The 15,193-nt window shown below is 68.0% G+C and carries 16 protein-coding genes; 8 read left to right on the top strand and 8 right to left on the bottom strand.

Translation table 11 applies throughout. The features are described 5' to 3' along the window. Nucleotides 1-3 precede the first annotated feature (3 nt). Both AC1DB8_RS10585 and AC1DB8_RS10590 read right to left on the bottom strand, forming a co-directional pair. Nucleotides 4-261, bottom strand: a complete 258-nt coding sequence (locus AC1DB8_RS10585; RefSeq protein WP_441418087.1) for a hypothetical protein — start codon at nucleotides 259-261, stop codon at nucleotides 4-6. Between the two features lie 72 nt (nucleotides 262-333). Further along, nucleotides 334-579 (bottom strand): hypothetical protein, encoded by a 246-nt coding sequence (locus AC1DB8_RS10590; protein WP_476892980.1) that lies wholly within the window; start codon nucleotides 577-579, stop codon nucleotides 334-336. A gap of 363 nt (nucleotides 580-942) precedes the next feature. On the opposite strand from AC1DB8_RS10590, the gene AC1DB8_RS10595 reads away from it, so the two are divergent. Beyond that, nucleotides 943-2,532, top strand: coding sequence for an MFS transporter (locus AC1DB8_RS10595; protein ID WP_476892981.1), 1,590 nt, complete (start codon nucleotides 943-945; stop codon nucleotides 2,530-2,532). A gap of 144 nt (nucleotides 2,533-2,676) precedes the next feature. Continuing rightward, complete coding sequence (locus AC1DB8_RS10600; protein ID WP_441418090.1) at nucleotides 2,677-3,744, top strand: FUSC family protein; 1,068 nt, start codon at nucleotides 2,677-2,679, stop codon at nucleotides 3,742-3,744. An 11-nt stretch (nucleotides 3,745-3,755) separates the two neighbouring features. Here AC1DB8_RS10600 and AC1DB8_RS10605 read toward each other — a convergent pair whose 3' ends face one another. From AC1DB8_RS10605 to AC1DB8_RS10625, 5 genes are all read right to left on the bottom strand, one after another. Beyond that, the gene (locus tag AC1DB8_RS10605) at nucleotides 3,756-4,544 is read right to left on the bottom strand and encodes an SDR family NAD(P)-dependent oxidoreductase (protein ID WP_476892982.1); all 789 of its coding nucleotides are present in this window, start codon (nucleotides 4,542-4,544) and stop codon (nucleotides 3,756-3,758) included. A gap of 32 nt (nucleotides 4,545-4,576) precedes the next feature. Next, complete coding sequence (locus AC1DB8_RS10610; protein ID WP_476892983.1) at nucleotides 4,577-5,386, bottom strand: hypothetical protein; 810 nt, start codon at nucleotides 5,384-5,386, stop codon at nucleotides 4,577-4,579. Nucleotides 5,387-5,469: 83 nt separating this feature from the next. Beyond that, nucleotides 5,470-5,814 (bottom strand): GNAT family N-acetyltransferase, encoded by a 345-nt coding sequence (locus AC1DB8_RS10615; RefSeq protein WP_441418093.1) that lies wholly within the window; start codon nucleotides 5,812-5,814, stop codon nucleotides 5,470-5,472. Continuing rightward, nucleotides 5,811-7,142: an acyltransferase family protein gene (locus AC1DB8_RS10620; protein ID WP_476892984.1), complete on the bottom strand. Its 1,332-nt coding sequence runs from the start codon at nucleotides 7,140-7,142 to the stop codon at nucleotides 5,811-5,813. The genes AC1DB8_RS10615 and AC1DB8_RS10620 overlap by 4 nt, the downstream gene beginning before the upstream one ends. A 120-nt stretch (nucleotides 7,143-7,262) precedes the next feature. Then, nucleotides 7,263-7,520, bottom strand: coding sequence for a metal-sensitive transcriptional regulator (locus AC1DB8_RS10625; RefSeq protein WP_138767747.1), 258 nt, complete (start codon nucleotides 7,518-7,520; stop codon nucleotides 7,263-7,265). Nucleotides 7,521-7,721: 201 nt separating this feature from the next. Here AC1DB8_RS10625 and AC1DB8_RS10630 point away from each other — a divergent pair, with 201 nt between their 5' ends. From AC1DB8_RS10630 to AC1DB8_RS10650, 5 genes are all read left to right on the top strand, one after another. After that, a complete protein-coding gene (locus AC1DB8_RS10630) occupies nucleotides 7,722-8,543 on the top strand; it encodes an SGNH/GDSL hydrolase family protein (protein ID WP_476893037.1) in 822 nt (273 codons plus the stop codon). A gap of 89 nt (nucleotides 8,544-8,632) precedes the next feature. Continuing rightward, nucleotides 8,633-8,842 carry a dodecin gene (locus AC1DB8_RS10635; protein WP_175322466.1) on the top strand — a complete coding sequence of 70 codons (210 nt, stop codon included), beginning with the start codon at nucleotides 8,633-8,635 and terminating at the stop codon, nucleotides 8,840-8,842. A gap of 18 nt (nucleotides 8,843-8,860) precedes the next feature. Then, complete coding sequence (locus tag AC1DB8_RS10640; protein WP_476892985.1) at nucleotides 8,861-9,832, top strand: aldo/keto reductase; 972 nt, start codon at nucleotides 8,861-8,863, stop codon at nucleotides 9,830-9,832. A gap of 205 nt (nucleotides 9,833-10,037) precedes the next feature. Continuing rightward, nucleotides 10,038-10,301: a GlsB/YeaQ/YmgE family stress response membrane protein gene (locus tag AC1DB8_RS10645; protein WP_175322464.1), complete on the top strand. Its 264-nt coding sequence runs from the start codon at nucleotides 10,038-10,040 to the stop codon at nucleotides 10,299-10,301. Nucleotides 10,302-10,422: 121 nt separating this feature from the next. After that, nucleotides 10,423-10,944 carry a hypothetical protein gene (locus tag AC1DB8_RS10650; protein ID WP_476892986.1) on the top strand — a complete coding sequence of 174 codons (522 nt, stop codon included), beginning with the start codon at nucleotides 10,423-10,425 and terminating at the stop codon, nucleotides 10,942-10,944. Between the two features lie 10 nt (nucleotides 10,945-10,954). Here the strand turns inward: AC1DB8_RS10650 and AC1DB8_RS10655 are convergent, their stop codons facing one another. Next, on the bottom strand, nucleotides 10,955-11,785 hold the full coding sequence (locus tag AC1DB8_RS10655) for a putative protein N(5)-glutamine methyltransferase (RefSeq protein ID WP_476892987.1): 831 nt from the start codon (nucleotides 11,783-11,785) through the stop codon (nucleotides 10,955-10,957). A 267-nt stretch (nucleotides 11,786-12,052) separates the two neighbouring features. Between AC1DB8_RS10655 and AC1DB8_RS10660 the strand changes: the two genes are divergently transcribed. Then, nucleotides 12,053-15,148 carry an alpha-amylase family glycosyl hydrolase gene (locus AC1DB8_RS10660; protein ID WP_476892988.1) on the top strand — a complete coding sequence of 1,032 codons (3,096 nt, stop codon included), beginning with the start codon at nucleotides 12,053-12,055 and terminating at the stop codon, nucleotides 15,146-15,148. Nucleotides 15,149-15,193 lie beyond the last annotated feature (45 nt).

The raw sequence follows: 15,193 nt of genomic DNA on the forward strand, positions 1-15,193 counted from the left end.
CTCTCAGTCGTGATGGGGGATCTGCGGCCGGCTTTGCCGGTGGATGGCCGCGTCTGCCACTTGCTGTCCCTGTTGCCCGCGGACCACGTCCCGGTCCTTGGGGTGGCGGTGCTTCCCGCTGCCGTCCGGCCACTCATGGCCGTCGGCGGGCGAGGGCGGTTCCGGTCGCTTGCTCTCCGGCCCGGGAACCTCGTCCATGGACTCCGCAAGGTGACTCGCAACCTCAGGCTCGATCTCTTCGTTCGAGTGATGATCCGCCATGGCTCTTCCTTTCTGCGATGAAATGAAGCGTCCCCCAATCGTAGGTCGGCGCCGGTGAGATGTCTCTAGGTCCTACCAGCGGACTTTCTTCTGCGGGGGGCCCTGCTTGCCGCTGGCGTGGGTGGGCTTGTGGCTGCGGCCGACGCTCTGCAGGCCGGCGCCGCCGCGGGATTTGCTGGCAAGCATTTCCTTCTGGGCATCCGTGAGGCGGGACTTAACGCCCTGCTCGGGTTTTGGCGCGGCCTGGGGTTCCTCGCGGCCGCGTTCTTCCGCGCCCGGGGCTCCGGGCTCTTCGTGCTTGCCGGATTTGTCAGTCATGGAAGGCGCTCCTCGGCTCGGCGTGTGTTGGCACTGGCGGTGGCTCCACCATAGGCAGTTTCCGCGCGTCTTGAACAGAGCCGGGGACGGCCCGCTGCCGGCCGAAACGGGGGCGGAAAGGAGCCCAAACGGGCCGACTTGGAAAAAACTTCCCCAAAAATTCCGGAATGTGGCTTCTTCCTAGGAACGGCGCGGCGAAACCGCACCCCGGATCGGGGCAGATGGCACCGCATTGGCACCGGAATCGGCTGATCATACGCCACCGGAATCGGAAACGCCATGGAAATCCCGTAAAATTGAAAGCCTGCCCGGAGCGGGGCAGCTACAAGTCGCAAGCAAATGATCTCCCTAGGAGCTTTCCAAATGCCCACAGACCGAAGCACGACCGACTCTTCAGCAGGCGTTATTCACGCCGGCGGAACCAACCAAGGCGCACCCCGGGGCGCCAAGAAACCACGGCTTCGTCGCCGTCGACTCCGCGAGTCCGACGTCAACGTCGTCGACCAGCCGATGCTTAAGAAGGCGCTAGGCGGCACCATCGTGGGTAACACCATGGAATGGTACGACGTCGGCGTGTTCGGCTACCTGATCACCACCATGGGACCGGTGTTCCTGCCGGAGGCGGACAAGTCCGTCCAGACCCTCTTCCTGCTCGGCACCTTCGCCGCCACCTTCATCGCCCGCCCCCTCGGCGGCGTCGTGTTCGGCTGGCTTGGCGACAAGATCGGCCGGCAGAAGGTCCTCGCCGCGACCCTCATGATCATGGCGGCCAGCACCTTCGCCGTCGGCCTCCTGCCCGGCTACGCCCAGATCGGCATCTGGGCCGCAGTCCTGCTGGTCCTGTTCAAGGTCATCCAGGGCTTCTCCACCGGCGGCGAGTACGCCGGTGCCACGACCTTCGTGAGCGAATACGCCCCGGACAAACGGCGCGGCTTCTTCGCCAGCTTCCTGGACATGGGCAGCTACCTCGGCTTCGCCGCCGGCGCCGCGCTCGTTTCCGTGCTGCAGCTGACCCTCGGCCAGGACACCATGGAGCAGTGGGGCTGGCGTATTCCGTTCCTGCTGGCCGGTCCGCTGGGCCTGATCGCTGTTTACTTCCGGAGCAAGATCGAGGAATCCCCCCAGTTCCAGGCCACCCTGGACGCCCAGGAGAACCTCGCCAAGGACGCCACCGCCGCTGACACGTCCGCGTCCAAGGGACCGGTGGGCATTGTGAAGGCCTACTGGCGCTCCATCATCGTCGCAATGATCCTGGTAGCCGCAGCCAACACCGCCGGCTACGCCCTGACGTCGTACATGCCGACCTATCTGACCGAGTCCAAGGGCTACGACGAGGTGCACGGCACCCTGTTGACCATCCCTGTGCTGGTCATCATGAGCCTGTGCATCCCGCTGACCGGCAAGCTCTCCGACCGGATCGGCCGCCGCCCCGTGCTGTGGATCGGTGCCATCAGCACCGTCGTCCTGGCCACCCCGGCATTCCTGCTGATCGGCGTCGGTGAGATCTGGTCCACGCTGGCCGGCCTCGCCCTGATCGCCTTCCCGGTGACGTTCTACGTGGCCAACCTGGCGTCGGCCCTGCCGGCCCAGTTCCCGACGGCCAGCCGCTATGGCGCCATGGGCATCGCGTACAACTTCTCGGTGGCCATCTTCGGCGGAACCACCCCGTTCATCGTCGCCGCCCTGATCAACGCCACCGGCAACGACATGATGCCGGCTTACTACCTGATGGCCACTTCGGCGATCGGCGCCGTGGCGATCTACTTCCTCAAGGAATCCGCCCAGATGCCGCTGCCGGGCTCCATGCCGAGCGTGGACACCCAGGCCGAGGCCCGGGAACTGGTCGCGACGCAGGATGAGAACCCGCTGATCGACCTTGAGCACATGGATATGCCGCTCACCTCGGCCGAAGCAGCCGACGGGGACGCCGGGAAGATTCCCGCCCGCGCCTAGTCCAGGCCCGCCGGTCCGGACCGCGTAGCCCAGCGCCCCGCCCGTAGAGGCCTGTCCCGCACGCTTTTCCATTGGGGGAAGCGCGCGGGGCAGGCCTCTGGCGCGTCCCCAGCCCCCACTCACCCGCAACCCCAGGAGGTCCGCGTGCAGTCCCTGTTGCGGCATGTCCGTGTTTTGCACCGGCTTGGCCCGGCGAACCGAGACAGCGTCTCCGCGCTGCGCGTCGCCGTCGGTGTGGCGGTCCCTTCGCTGGTGCTGCTCGCCGCCGGGCGCCCGGACCTCATCATCTACGCCGTGTTCGGCGCCCTCACCGGGATGTACGGCCGCTCCGAACCCCACCAGCTCAGGCTCAAGCACCAGCTTCAGGCGGCCTTCGTCCTGGTCGGCGGCCTGGGAGTCGGCGTGGCGCTCTCGGTGAACCACCTCCATTCGTGGACTCTCGTGGCCGTGGAAGCGACCCTCGCGGCCGCCGGATCACTCTTCGCGGACAAGGTCGGGCTCACGCCCAACGGCCCGTTCTTTGGCATCCTGGCGTTGGGTGCCTGCGCCTCCATTCCCACCGCGGTGCCGTGGCAACTCGCCCTGCTGATCGGTGCGGCGTCCGCCGCCTTCTCCATGGCGGTCGGATTCGGCGGCTGGGTCCGCGGCCGGGCCTGGGAGCGCGGCGCCGCCCGCGTTGTGCCGCCGCTGCGCGGGATCCGCCGTCGGGCCGCCTGGATCCACGCGGCCCGGTACCTGGCCGCGGTAGCAGCCGCCGGCAGCGTCGGGGTGCTCAGCGGCAGCGCGCACCCGCACTGGGCGATGGCCGCCGCGGCGGTACCCCTGGCGGGCGCGGACCTGCCCAGCAGCGTCTACCGCGGGCTGCACCGGATCGTCGGCACCCTGCTGGGCCTGGTCGTGGTGGCCGTGGTGCTGTTTCCGTGGGCGGGCTCGCCGCTGCGGCTCTTCCCCGGCCACGAGACCGCCGTCCTGGCGGTGCTGGTGATCGTCCTGCAATTCACCACCGAGCTCTTCATGGCACGGCACTACGGGCTTGCGATGGTGTCATTCACGCCCGTCATCCTGCTGATGACGCAGCTGGCGTTCCCCGCCGATCCCCGCTTCCTCGTGGCCGAACGGGCGGTGGAGACCCTGATCGGCGCGTGCACCGGCATCGCCGTCGTGGTTCTGATCCGGCGCCGGCGGCCGCTGGCCGCGACGCCGAACGCCTAGCCCGGCTGCCTCTACTTCGCGCGCCGCGGCGGCCCCGCGACGAGCCGCGCGGGCAGCACACGAGCCGCTGCCGTGAGGAGCTTGTAGCGTTTGCTCGGGATCGAGACGGCCTTGCCCTTTTCGTTGTCGGCGAGGCCTTCGCGGACAACCTGTTCGGCCTGCAGCCACATCCAGCCCGGGGTCACCGCTTTGTCCATGCCCATCCGGTCGTGGAATTCAGTGTGCGTGAAGCCTGGGCAGACGGCTGTCACCTTTACCCCGCGCCCGCCATAGGCGAGGTTGGCCCAGCGGCTGAAGCTGAGCAGCCATGCCTTCGCGGCGGAATAGGTTTCCCGCGGCAGGAAGGCCGCCACGCTCGCCACGTTGATCACCCGGCCCGAACGCCGTTGCAGCATGCCCTGCAGCGCGGCGTGCGTCAGTTCCATCGCCGTTTCGACGTGCAGCTTGAGGTGCCGTTTTTCGTCCGCAATGTCATTGTCCGCGAAGGAGTGAAGCAGGCCGATCCCCGCGTTGTTGACCAGGATCTCGACCGGGCGCGCCGGATCGCTCAGGCGTTCGACGACGGCGGCCACTCCGCCATCGTCCGCCAGGTCAGCCGCCAGCACCTCCGCCCGGACGCCGTAATTGTTTTCCAGCTCCGCCGCTCGGGCCAGGAGCCGCGCCTCATCGCGTGCCACCAGGACCACGTTGTGTCCCTGCTGGGCCAGCTGGCGGGCGAACTCGGCCCCGAGGCCGGCTGTTGCACCGGTGATCAGGGCGGTGAGGGCCGGGGCCGATGGGCCGTGAGCGGTTGTGTTCATAGCCACAGCCTAGCGCCGCCGCGTTCTGGGCCTCAGGCCAGGGCCGGCCCCGGGGCGAGTTCGCCTTCGGCCGGGCCGTCCGGAGCGCTATCCAAGGCGGCGCCGACCGGCCCAGCAACGTCCAGCGCAACCCCGTCCAGCTCAGCCTCGTCCATGGCGCGGTAGCGCTGTTGCAGCTCTTCGGCGGCGAGCTCGTACCAGGTGTGGGCGCCGAAGGAGGGGCTGGGGGTATCCAGGTGGCGGTACAGGGCGTCGGCCAGCTGACCCAGGGCCGCGTCGGAGAGCGCCTGCACCGTGGCGGCCGGATCCAGTGTCCCCTCGAAGTAATCGGAGAGCTCAAGGCCGTCGATGAGGTCAGGGCCGGGCGCAGCGGCGGTGCCCGCATCGTCCGGCGTGGGTCCCTCGACGTCGAGGTCGGCGACCTCGCCAAGGAGCTGGCCGGTGACGGCCCCGGTGATCTCGCCGTCCAGCCCGGCCAGGACCTCGCCGTCGGAACCGACGTGAACCAGGCAAATGGGCAGCTCGGCCGGTTCCTGCAGGAGAAGCCGGAAGCCCTCGCTACCGCCTGCCGCAAGGCCGACGGCGGCAGCCACGGGCTCCTGGGGCGCCGCGGGGGCCTGGTTTGCAGCGAGTTGCCGGAGGTAGAGCAGGATCTCCGGGTCGAGGTGGGAGGCGCCGTGCAGATCGATGCTGACGTCCGAGCCGGAGGCCAGTCGGCTGGCTCGCCGCATGATGTGCAGCAGGGCGGGGTAGTTTGCCTGGGTCAGGCAACCGGTGACTTCCAGAGTCACGTGTCCGGGATCGACATCAACACGGACAAGCACACGCAGTTTGTGGTTCACGGGGTTCTCCAAATGACACGTCCTTGAGCCAACTGCATAACTCAAGCTAAACCATACGAAATTGTCGCCCCGCTCACAAGCGGTTACGCCCCGGCTGGCGCCTGATCCGGCCAGTCAATGCACTGGTTGTAGGCGTCATGCTTGCGCAGGTAGCGGTAGATGTAGGGGCAGTGCGGGATGATCCGCTTCCCGGAAGCCACCACGTCGTCCAGGGCGAAGTGCGCGAGCACCCCGGCGAGCCCCTGGCCCTTGAATTGCTCGGCTGTCTCGGTGTGGATGAAGTCCACATGGCCCGGCCTGTCGATGTAGCGCACCTGGACCGCGAGCTTGCCGCCAACATGCAGCTCATAGCGGTGCAGGTCATCATTGCGGGTGGTGGAGACGTCCGGGCTGAACGTGTCTTCAGTTTCTGCCGAGTTCTCCGTCATGGTTCGAGATTGGCACGTAATGGCGGGTGTGGCAATGGCCGTCCGGATCCACCGGAATCACTGGCTTCGGCGTTACGGGTCGGAACGCGGCCCAGCAGCAGCACGGCGAGCGCGAAGCAGGCCGCACCGCCGCCGAGCAGCCCTACCGTGAGCCCGTTCAGTGCCGCGTCGGCCACCGGGATGAAGACGACGACGGCGGCCGTCACCACGGCAGCCGCAGGCCGCGCGCGGGAGCTGCCCGGCGCCGTCGGCTGCTCCTCCAGCCGCCCAAACAGCGCCAGCACGGGCAGCAGCAGGGCGACGACGCCTAACAGCACCAGCGGCCGGGTCCACCACCACGCCGCGGTCCCCCCGGTCGGCTTCGGAAAATCGGTGAGCAGCAGCAGACCGGACATCGCTGCCAGCAGCGGCAGGTGCCACAGGTAGACGGTCATGGACCGTCGTCCCACCCGGGCCAGGACCCCGCGGACCGGGCCGAGGCCGGCCAGCCGGGCGAGGAGAGGCCGGAGAAGCTGCAGCCCGGCGGCCTGGGAGACGGCAAGCAGGAACAGGGTCAGGTTGGGCGGGTTGAGGTTGACCAGCATGTTCCCGGAGTACAGCCGGAGCACCACCAGGGCGCCGAGCGTCAGGTTGCTCACCGCCACGATGCCGAGCAGCCCCGAAGGCGTCAGGCCCCGCAGTTTCCCGTCGGCCAGGATGAAGCCAAGCTGCTGCACAGCGCACCAGAGGAAGACCATGTTGGCGTAGGCCAGTTGAGGCAGCGCGCCGCGGAGGCAGTCCACGGCCACCACCAGGCAGAGGAGGGCGGCCAGGGTCAGCCACGGTGCGCGGGCATGGAGTGCGGCCAGCCAGGGCAGATTCAGCTGCGCCGCGAGGTAGGCGGCCAGGAACCACAGCGGCATGCCCGCGCCGGCGGCCAGCAGTTGGATCACCTGCGGGTCCACGCCGCTGAGCCGTGCGGCCCACAGGCCGGTGAACATGACCGACAGCAGCACGGCGGCCGGGCGGATCAGCCGCAGGAGCCTGCCCTGGACGAATTCGAAGGCGCTGCCGCCCTGGGACCGCAGGCGGCGCCAGGAATACAGTCCGGTGACGCCGCCGGCGACGAAGAACAGGGGCATCACCTGGAGCACCCAGACCACGGGTTCGAACCAGTGCTGGTTCCCCAGGGTGTTGTCGGAGCTCACGGTGCCGTCCGGGTGCAGGACCGGGCTGACCATCATCGTGTGGGCAATAACCACCAGCGCGAGGCAGAAGAACCGGGCCAGGTCGATGACCAGGTCTCGCTCCGGCACGGCTGGTGCCGGGCCGCCTGCGGGCTGCTGCATGGCGCTCCTTACCGTCGCGGCACGGGCAACCGGCCGCTTTTCCTCCATTGTCGGCCCAGCCGGAGGGAACGCAAGAGGCCAGGACCATCAGCTGGTCCTGGCCTCCGGTGATGGATGCGCTCAGGCGAGCGAGAGGAAAAGCTTCTCCAGTTCGGCACGGTCCAGGCTCGGGTCCTCCTGCTGCATGCACTGCTGCAGACCGGTGGCAATGATGGAGAATCCGGCCTTGTCCAGGGCACTGGAGACGGCGGCAAGCTGCGTGACGACGCTCTTGCAGTCCCGCCCCTCTTCGATCATGCGAGTGACCGCCGCGAGCTGGCCCTGGGCGCGGCGCAGGCGGTTAATAACGGACTTCATGTCGGTGGGATCGAGTTCCATGGGTGCCTCCCGGAGTAGACGGATTACATTCCATGATATACCCCCCTTGGTATTTCACATACCCCTAGTGGTATAAGCGTCCCCTGGCCGGGCCTAAACCGCGGCGAAATCCTCTCCGGTAGGGACGTAAGTACCTACCGGACGGGGGCTCACGGGCGTAGTTCTGGGGGTGTGAACGCGGCCAGCTTCGGTGATCCGGTAATGGCCCGCAAAGGCGCCACCAGCGCCGGTCCGGGCCCCTGGAAACGCTACGTCGCCCTGGGAGATTCGTTCACAGCCGGCCTGGGCGATCCCGAGCCCCTCAGCCCCGGCGGAATGAGGGGCTGGGCGGACCGGATCGCGGAGGAATTCAGTGCCGCACGGGGGGATTTTTCCTACGCCAACCTGGCCGTCAGCGGCCTTGTGCTGCAGCAGATCGTGGACCAGCAGCTCGGCCCGGCGATCGCCCTGAAACCGGACCTCGTCACGCTGTCCGCGGGTGGCAATGACCTGGTCTTCCACCGGCGCGATCCCGACCGGCTCGCGGTAAGCCTCGATGCAGCGGTCGCGGCCCTCTCCGCCGCGGGGGCAACCGTCGTGCTCTTCACCGGGCCGGACTGGGGCGACACCCCGGTCTTCGGCCACATCCGCGGCAAGGTGGCCGTCTTCAACGAGAACATCCGGACCATCGCCGCCCGCCATCACGGCGTCATCGCGGACTTGTGGGCCTTGCGGCAACTGAGCGACCCCAGGATGTGGGATCCGGACCGGCTGCATTTTTCCCCGCTCGGACACCACACGATCGCCGGCATGGTGCTGGACACCCTGCAGGTCACGCACAGCCTGCAGCCGCTGCAGCCCAAGCCGCTGCCCGTCGGCAACTGGCGGGAGACCCGGGCCGGCGACCTGGCCTGGGCCACGCATTACCTGCTGCCCTGGATGATGCGGCGCGTCCGGCCGCGCGACGGAAGCGCCCCTCCCGCCCCCAAGCGGCCCGAACCGGGTCCGGTCTTCGGATCGCCGACCAACGCGGCGCACCCCTAGTACGGCCGGGCTGTGTCGGCTAATCTGCAGGGACGGCCTCCGGCCAACGGCCGGGGACAGCAGACCGATGACGATCCCGAGGAGCGAAGTTGTCTAATCACACCTACAGCATTTCTGAAATTGTCGGGACCTCGAATGAAGGCGTGGACGCCGCCGTGCGCAACGGCATCTCCGAGGCTGCAAAAACCCTGCGGAATCTGGACTGGTTCGAAGTCAAGGAAATCCGCGGACACCTCGAAAACGGCCAGGTTGCCGACTGGCAGGTGACCATCAAGCTCGGGTTCCGCCTGGAGCGCTGACGTCCGGGAGGGCGGCGCATGGAGTACACCCAGCTGGGCCGTTCCGGCCTGAAAGTCTCCCGCCTCTGCCTGGGCACCATGAACTTCGGGCCGCAGACCGAGGAATCGGACGCCCACGTGATGATGGATTCCGCGATGGACGCCGGGATCAATTTCTTTGACACGGCCAACGTCTACGGCGGCTCCACGCACCGCGGCTGGACCGAGGAGATTTTAGGCCGCTGGTTCGCCAAAGGCGGCGAGCGCCGGGAACGGACGGTGCTCGCCACCAAGGTCTACGGCACAATGGCTGACCGGCCTAACGAGTCCCGGCTCTCCGCGCTGCATATCCGCCACGCCCTCGACGCAAGCCTCCGGCGCCTCCGGACGGATTACATCGACCTGTACCAGTTTCACCACGTGGACCGGAACACGCCGTGGGACGAAATCTGGCAAGCAGTTGACGTCGCCGTGCAGCAGGGAAAGATCCTCTACTCGGGCAGCAGCAACTTCGCGGGCTGGCACCTGGCCCGGGCGCAGGAAGCGGCCTCCCGCCGGCATTCGAACGGCCTGGTCAGCGAGCAGTCCATCTACAACCTGCTGACCCGCAACGCCGAACTCGAGGTAATTCCGGCCGCCCAGCACTATGGCCTGGGGATCCTGCCGTGGTCTCCACTGCATGGAGGCCTGCTCGGCGGAGTTCTCAAGCAGGAGCACGAGGGTGTCCGCCGGAGTGAAGGCCGCTCGCTTGAGGCCCTGAAGAAGCACCGGAACCAGATCCGCCGGTACGAGGACCTCGCGGACGAACTCGGGCACGAGCCGGGGGAACTGGCGCTGGCCTGGCTGCTGCACCAGCCGGCTGTCACGGCGCCGGTCGTCGGCCCGCGCACCCGGGAGCAGCTCGGCGCCGCCCTGCGCTCCCTTTTGGTGCAGCTCGACGTCGAGGCCCTGGGGCGCCTCGACGCGATCTTCCCCGGCCACCGGACCGCCCCGGAGGACTACGCGTGGTGAGGACTGCGGCGGCCGGCGGCGCGCTTGGGACGGGCGTTTTTGACCGCCCGACACTCCCGAAATTCCCTGTGAATACAAGGGTTTCCCAAACTTTTCCGGGTGTCGAGTGGCGTTTTGATAGTAAGCATGATTAGTATTTAGGCAGAAGGATGAAGCGCACCCGGCAACCCGGGTGTCTCCTCAATGAAAGAGAAGGGCCGATAAAATGGGTTTTTTCGCATTTCTTATTCTGGGTCTTATTGCCGGAGCAATTGCTAAGGCTATCCTGCCGGGACGTCAGGGCGGTGGCTGGGTCATCACGCTGATCCTCGGTGTTGTGGGCGCCCTCCTGGGCGGCCTCATCGGTAGCGCTATCTTCGGCACGGGACTGCAGGAATTCTTCTCGCTGACCACGTGGCTGCTGGCGATCGGCGGTGCGATCATCGTACTGCTGGTCTACGGCATGATCACCAAGCGCTCGCACCGCTAAAACGGTGTGACCGGAAAACCGGTCCCGGGATTATTTCCTGGGGCCGGTTTTTTGATACCCGTCGACATTTCAACACGACTTCAAGAGCACCCTTCCAGAGAACACAGAGCAGGAGTACAGCATGAAAGCCAAACTTCTTTTCGGCACCGGCCTCGCGGCAGGTTACGTCCTTGGATCCCGTTCCGGGCGGGCAGCCTACGAAAAGCTGAAAGCGCGGGCAGCGGGCCTCTGGCAGAGCAAGCCGGTCCAGGACAAGGTGGCGGACGCGACGGAAGCGGTCAAGGAAAAGGCCCCCGAGGTTTCCAGCCAGCTCACCGAGGCCGCCCGCCGCGCGGGCACGGTCATCAGCTCCGCCGTCCACCGGGACGAGACCCCAGCCGGGAGCCCCGCACCCTCGGGGACGACGTCCGCGGCGACCCCGGCCGCAGCGGGCACGCAGGCCGGCGGCGCGATCCCCGCACACAGCACCCACCCCGGCACGGCCAACCTGGGGACCTCCGGCGGCGCCCACGCCGCCGTGGACACGGCCTCCGACGTCGCTTCGGATCCGGCTTTGAACGATGAGACCGGGCAGGACTGGTCGGATGAAGGCGGCGCTACGCCGGCCGGACCGGCAACCAATGTCGACCCGGACAAGCACTAACGGGTCCCCGCTAACGGCCCTGCCTTGAGCGTCTGGCAGCAACCGCGCCCAGTACGACGGTGGCGTCCCGCTTCCGGGACCTGAAGACCCGGCCGGAGAGCCCGCTCCCGGCGAAGATTCGGACCGTCTGAGGCGCCTGCTGCCGGCTCGTCTCAATCAGTAGGTGGCCGCCCGGCGCCAGCCACTCCGGCGCCGCGGCGGCCACACGCCGCTGCAGTTCCAATCCGTCCGGGCCGCCGTCGAGCGAAGTCCGCGGCTCGTGCAGGCGCGCTTCGGGCGGCATGGTCCCGATCATCCCGGAGGGAACGTAAGGCGCGTTCACCGCCAGAAGATCCACCCGGCCGCGCAGCCGGTCCGGCAACGCCCCGTACAGATCGCCCTCGTGGACCTCTCCGCCCAGCGGGAGCACGTTACGCCGCGCGCAGGCCGCCGCCGCAGGATCGATGTCGGCAGCATGCAGCTCCAGCGGCCCCGCCGCAGCCGCCAGCGCGGCAGCTACGGCACCGGAGCCGCAACAGAGGTCGACGACGACTGGAATCCCCAATGCCCCGGCCGCCCGGCGCGCCTGCAGGACTTTTGTTCCCCGCCGGACGAGATACTCGGTGCGGCGGCGGGGCACAAAGACTTGCGGGTCCAGGGCGATGCGGAGGCCGCAAAACTCCGCCCAGCCCAGCACTTGCTCCAGCGGCACCCCCGCGACCCGCTGCCGGACCAGCGTCTCCAGTTCTTCGTCCGTGGCCGCCGCGGCCACCAGCAGGGCGGCCTCTTCTTCGGCGAAGACGCAGCCGGCGCTACGGAGCCGGCTGATCACCTCCGCCGGCCGCGGGGGCATGGTCCGCATGGCATCACGCCCTTCCGCCGCGCCCTCCGGCAGCCGTGTCCGCAGCCGCCCTGAAAGGCCCATGCTATCCAAAGCGGCACCGCGGCCCTACGCCTTGCCCGCGGAATATCCCGCGAACCGAATCGCACCGGCCAGGGGACCCCTGGCTGAATATTTGCTGGAAAATCCATGTGCAAGCGCTTACAATTGTGACTTGGCTCTCAGTAGCCGGTCTCCCGCATCCGTCCCTTCGTCGAGGCAACGTCGCTCACCCGGAAGGTCTCCATCGTGTTCACCCGCAGCTCCAGCCTGCCCAGGCCGCCCCGTTTGAGGCGCGGCGCAGGGCGCCACCACACCGCCCGCGCCGGCGTCGCCCTCGTGGCGGCGCTGGCCGCCGCCGCCGTCGCCGTCGTCCCCGCCCAGGCCGCCCCCGACCCCCGGGGCCCGGGCGCCCCGTCGGCTGCGCATTCGCTCCGCGGGCCGGTCACCGACGAGCGGTTCTACTTTGTGATGGCGGACCGCTTCAACAACGGCAGCGCCGCCAACGACGACGGCGGCCTGGGTCCCAACCCAATGGTCTCCGGCTTCGACCCGACCAAGAAGGGCTTCTACAACGGCGGCGACCTCAAGGGCCTGCGGGACAAGATCGACTACATCCAGGGCCTCGGCACCACCTCGATCTGGCTGACTCCGAGCTTCAAGAACAAGGCCGTCCAGCCGGAGGACCAGTCGGCCGGCTACCACGGCTACTGGGTCACCGACTTCACCCAGATCGACCCGCACCTGGGCACCAACGCCGAGCTGAAGACCCTCATCGACGAGGCGCACGCCCGCGGCATGAAGGTCTACTTCGACATCATCACCAACCACACCGCCGACGTGATCGGCTACGAGCAGGGCGACCGCACGGCGTACAAGTCCAAGGACGCCGCCCCCTACCTGACCGCCGCGGGCGAACCGTTCGACGACCGTGACTACGCCGGCACGGGCACCTTCCCGAAGCTGGATGCGGCCACCTCGTTCCCGTACACGCCGAAACTCGCGCCCGGCGAAGAGAACCTCAAGGTCCCGGCCTGGCTCAACGACACCACGCTCTACCACAACCGCGGCGACACCACCTTCGAGGGCGAAAACTCCTCCTACGGCGACTTCTTTGGCCTCGACGACCTGTTCACCGAGCACCCGAAGGTGGTCAACGGCATGGTCAACATCTACGAGAAGTGGATCGGCGACTTCGGCGTGGACGGCTTCCGGATCGACACCATGAAGCATGTCAACGACGAGTTCTGGCAGCAGTTCGGCCCCCGCGTCCTCGCCTACGCCAAGGCGCACGGCAAGGACGAATTCTTCATGTTCGGCGAGGTCTTCGACACCTCCAAGAGCTTCACCTCCCAGTTCACCACCCGTAACAAGATGCAGGCCGTGCTCGACTTTCCGTTCCAGGAGGCGGCCCGGAACTTCGCCTCGCGCGGCCAGGGCGCCAAGGAGCTGGAGACCTTCTTCGCCGGTGATGACTGGTACACCGACGCCGACTCCAACGTCTACGAGCTCCCCACGTTCCTGGGCAACCACGACATGGGCAGGATCGGCAGCTTCATCACCGCGGACAACCCAGGCGCGGACGACGCCGAACGCGTCGCGCGGGACCGGCTCGCCCACGAGCTGATGTACTTCTCCCGCGGCAACCCGGTGGTCTACTACGGTGATGAACAGGGCTTCACCGGCCCCGGCGGGGACCAGGATGCCCGCCAGACGATGTTTGCCAGCAAGGTCCCGGACTACCTCGACGATGACCTGCTCGGCACCGACGCCACGCATGCGGGCGACAACTTCAACACCGCCCACCCGCTGTACCGCGACATCAGCGAACTCGCGGCCCTGACCACCGAACACCCGGCGCTGCGCAACGGCGCGCACCAGAACCGGTACGCGTCCGACGGGCCCGGCATCTACGCCTTCTCCCGGACCGACGCCAAGGACCAGCGCGAGTACGTTGTCTCCATCAACAACAGCAAGCAGGCCCAGACCGCAGCGGTCCCCACCTACGTGGGCAAGCGCACCTTCAACCGGATCTACGGGGAGGCAAGCGCCGAGGCCAAGACCGCGGCGGACGGGAAGCTGACGGTCACGGTTCCGCCGCTCTCCGCCGTCGTCTACGAGTCCGCCGGCCGCATCCCGCACTCCAAGGCAGCGCCGGCCGTAAGCCTGCAGGCGCCGGCAGCCTCTGCCGCGGACAACAGCCGCGTACGCGTCGCGGCCGACGTCGACGGCACCTCTTTCTACGAGGTCACCTTCCAGGCCCGCACGGCGGGCGGCGCATGGGCCCCAATCGGTACTGACGACACGGCGCCCTACCAGGTCTTCCATGACGTCTCCGCCCTGAAAGCCGGCACCGCCGTGGAGTACCGCGCCGTGGTGCTGGACAACGGGGCGCACACCTCGGTGAGCCAGCCCCGCAGCGTCACCGTCCCGTCCCCGGTGCTCAGCATCGTGAACCCCAAGGAAGGCAGCAGCGTCCGCGGCAAGGTCGAGGTCAGTGCCGTCGCCAGCCCGGAAAAGGCCGACTACGTGGTCCGGTTCGAACGCAGCATCGGCGGCGGGACCTGGACGAAGTTTGGCGAGGACAGCTCCTCCCCCGACTACACCGCCGTGGATGACCTGGCGGCCCTGTCACTGCCGGACGGCACCCAGCTGCGTTATCGCGCGCTCTTGACGGTGCCGGGCGCCGGCGAAGTGGTCAGCGACGTCCGCACGGTGGTCGCGGGGGACCTCCCCCAGCCCAATTCGGTCACCATTGCGGGCAGCCTCAACTCGGAAATGGGCTGCCCCGGGGACTGGCAGCCGGCCTGCCCGGCAGCCTTCCTCAAGCTGGATCCGGCGGACAAGGTCTGGCGCCTGACCGTTCCCGACCTGCCCGCCGGCAGCTACGAATTCAAGGCCGCCATTAACGGCTCCTGGGACGAGAACTACGGCGCGGGGGGCGGCGCCAACGGCAGCAACATCGTGCTGAACCACCCGGGTGGCGCGGTGACCTTCCGCTACGACAACAGCACCCATGTGATGAGCCCGGTCTACGCCTCGCAGCAGCCGGCCGCGGTGGCGGCTGCCGGGGACCTCGATTCGGAGCTGGGCTGCCCGGGCGACTGGATGCCGGACTGCCCGCAGGCCCAGCTCTCGCTGGATCCGGCGGACCTCGTCTGGAAGCTGACGTTCCCGGAGCTGCCGGCCGGCACCTACTCGTTCAAGGCCGCGCTCAACCGTTCCTGGGCCGAGAACTACGGCGCAGGCGGAGTCCCGGGCGGTGGAAACCTCAGCCTTGTGCACGACGGCGGCCCGGTCACCTTCCGGTATGACCACTTCACCCACCTGATCACCGCCGGCTAGCACCGGGGTCCGACGGACACAGGAAGAACGCCGAAGGCCGGCCTG

It is taken from the genome of Arthrobacter sp. 10N410 (genome assembly GCF_056394945.1).